Source organism: Desulforamulus profundi (assembly GCF_002607855.1).
On the sequence record NZ_AWQQ01000115.1, the window covers coordinates 1 to 2,464 of the forward strand.

3 protein-coding genes are annotated in these 2,464 nt (G+C 45.0%); 1 reads left to right on the forward strand and 2 read right to left on the reverse strand.

Going from position 1 to position 2,464, the window contains the following annotated elements; genetic code table 11:
* Positions 1-192: 192 nt before the first annotated feature.
* Together P378_RS16195 and pilM are read right to left on the reverse strand one after the other, a co-directional pair.
* Complete coding sequence (locus P378_RS16195; protein WP_099083958.1) at positions 193-765, reverse strand: PilN domain-containing protein; 573 nt, start codon at positions 763-765, stop codon at positions 193-195.
* Entirely contained in the window at positions 762-1,835 is a 1,074-nt protein-coding gene (pilM, locus tag P378_RS16200; protein ID WP_099083959.1) for a type IV pilus assembly protein PilM, read from the reverse strand. The genes P378_RS16195 and pilM overlap by 4 nt, the downstream gene beginning before the upstream one ends.
* A 454-nt stretch (positions 1,836-2,289) precedes the next feature.
* Between pilM and P378_RS16205 the strand changes: the two genes are divergently transcribed.
* Positions 2,290-2,464, forward strand: a 175-nt coding sequence (locus tag P378_RS16205; protein WP_143338525.1) for a transposase, incomplete at its 3' end; no start/stop codon positions are given.

Sequence of the window (2,464 nt, forward strand, 5' to 3'; positions counted from 1 at the left end):
TTCTTATCCCTGGGTGTTATTTCGAGCTTCATCATGGTTGAGCCTCCTTCAGGGGAGCCTCAATTTTAAAGGTATACTTACCCTCATCATCTTGAACAATTTCGATGAGTTCTACCTCGGACAGGTATTTCAACTGATTCAGACTGTAAATAAATTTGCCGATGGACTCCAGCGAATAGCTGCCGCCTTCTATTACAGCGGTGTTTGGAGCAAACTCGGGTACTTTTGCTTTTTCCTTGCCCTTGGGATTACCGTTTTGGTTTTGCTGTATAGTAGACGGAGGGGGGTTTTTCCCGGGGATGCAGGCTGTGTTGCAATTTCCTCCGTTTTGCCGGGCACAGGATTCCTCTCCGGACCTTCGCTTTGCTGCTCCTTTGACTCAGTCTCATCCTCTGCTATGTAGGAAAGGTTTAATTTTGCCAACCAAACACCCTCAGGAACTCGTTCGTTTAAATCATATAAGAACTTCGGCCAGGTAGATCGCTCCTGCATCAAGTGATTGAAAGTGTTAATCTGGTTCTTCATCGCCTGCTGCTGCTTGCTCGTTTCGGAGAGCCTTGCTTGCGTTACCTGCAGTTGTTCCTGGTTTTGTTGTAAAGACTGCAATTCTTCCCTAAAGGAATTAAGCTCTATTTGAAAGTATCCATATCCAAAACCAAAAAGAGCAAACACCAGCGTACACAGCAGGTACGAAAGAAATTTCTTTGCACTCAGGGGCGGCTTTGGCTGCAGCTCTACCGGCAGGAGGTTTACACGGTAGTTCATATTAAAACCTCCCTTAGAGCTAAGCCAAAGGCCATGGTAAATTTAGGATGCAGTTCCTGAATTTTATCGGGCGCGGTCTTCAACTGGGGATAACCGATATGAACGGGTAAACCCAACTCAGCCTCAAGGATTAAGGCCAAGCCGTCAATTTTACTTCCCCCGCCTGTAATAACCAGTTGTTCAACAAATGTGTCTCTTTCCTGCAGGCGATAAAAGTCCAGGGAACGCCGGATCTCGGTTGCCAGCTCGGAATACAGCAGGCTTTCATCCACCATACCCGGAGGCATGTCCACCTCCCTGGTTGCCGCGACCTCCGGAATAATTTCCAAATCATAATAGTCGGCAGCTATGTCGGTAATGTTATCCTGCTCACAATTGTTGACCTCTTCTGCCGGTTCCCTGTTGATATGGTTTAAATCGACGGATAAAGAGCGAACATAAGAAGGAACACCTTTTTTTATTACGATAAAGTGGCTGGTGGTGTGTCCGATGTCCACCACCGCCTGGATTTCCTTTCTTTCCGGGAAGCAGTGCTGCCCCTGAAACACCCGCCACAGATTTAATGCCGGCAAATCAATGGCTGTCAGGGTTAAATTGGCCCGGTCAAAAACTTCATAGTAACGGTAGACTAAATTTTTGGGTGCAGCCACCAGTAATACATTCAGCTGGGAGCCTTCCCCAAACTCATTCTTTTTCTCTTCCAAGACCACCGCCCGGATTTCCATATCCGGTACCGGGATAGGCATCAGTTTTTCCGCTTCCCAAACCACCGCCTTTTGCAGTTCGTCCTCGGGAATCGGGGGCATGGTGATTTGCTGGGTAATCACCCGCAGGCCGCCAATAAAAGAAACTACTTTTGACCTGCCAATACCGGCCTTAGCCGCTGCCTCTTTCAAGGACGCAGCAAGCTCAGCCACATCTCCCTTTTCCAAAGACTCAAGCCCGGGGCTGGGATGGCTGATCTGCTGGCTGATTCGCAACGATTGGCCCTTCTTTTGCAGTTGTAGGATCTTGATGCTGTTTTGCCCTATATCTACGGCATTGATATTGTGGCTTGTCCAAAGCTTCATTGTCTTTACTCCGAAGAATATTTGTAATATTAGGGTCACTGTCATTGGTGCTTGATAACCTTACCCTACCTGTTGAAACCGCTACTTTGATATAAAGATATTTCTTTAGTTCACTTTGATATAAGGTGATGGTTCCGGGGGTGGCAGTTCCTCTGGCGCTTATATTCATAATGTTACCGCTAAAAGTAAAACGATAAAACTCCGTATTTGCTGGTAATTGCACCTTTTTTATTGTTTCAGTAGATTTATTAAGTTGATAATAATTATTGTAAAACTCAATCTTATAGTACTCGCTGCTCTCTGCCAGTGCTTTTTGCTGTAGATACTTTATATCTGCTACTAACTGCCTGGCAGCACCTTCAAACCTGTATTCACTTATTTTTTTCTGTAGTGATGTATAATGGATAAAGAAAACTAGACAAAAAAACAGCTTTATTTAAGGTGGATCGTTGCCGTGAGAAAATCATATTCTGGGGAGTTCAAAGCCAAGGTTGTACTGGAAATTCTCAAGGAAGAGAAAACCATATCCCAGATTGCTTCAGAGTATGGGATTCATCCAAATCAATTGCTTAAATGGAAAAAAGAGGCAATAAGATCTCTGGCAGAAGTTCTTGAAGATGGTCGTAGAA

Coding starts and splice junctions, on each gene's coding strand:
- P378_RS16195 (WP_099083958.1), bottom strand. CDS start 765: ATGAACTACCGTGTAAACCTCCTGCCGGTAGAGCTGCAGCCAAAGCCG.
- pilM (WP_099083959.1), bottom strand. CDS start 1,835: ATGAAGCTTTGGACAAGCCACAATATCAATGCCGTAGATATAGGGCAA.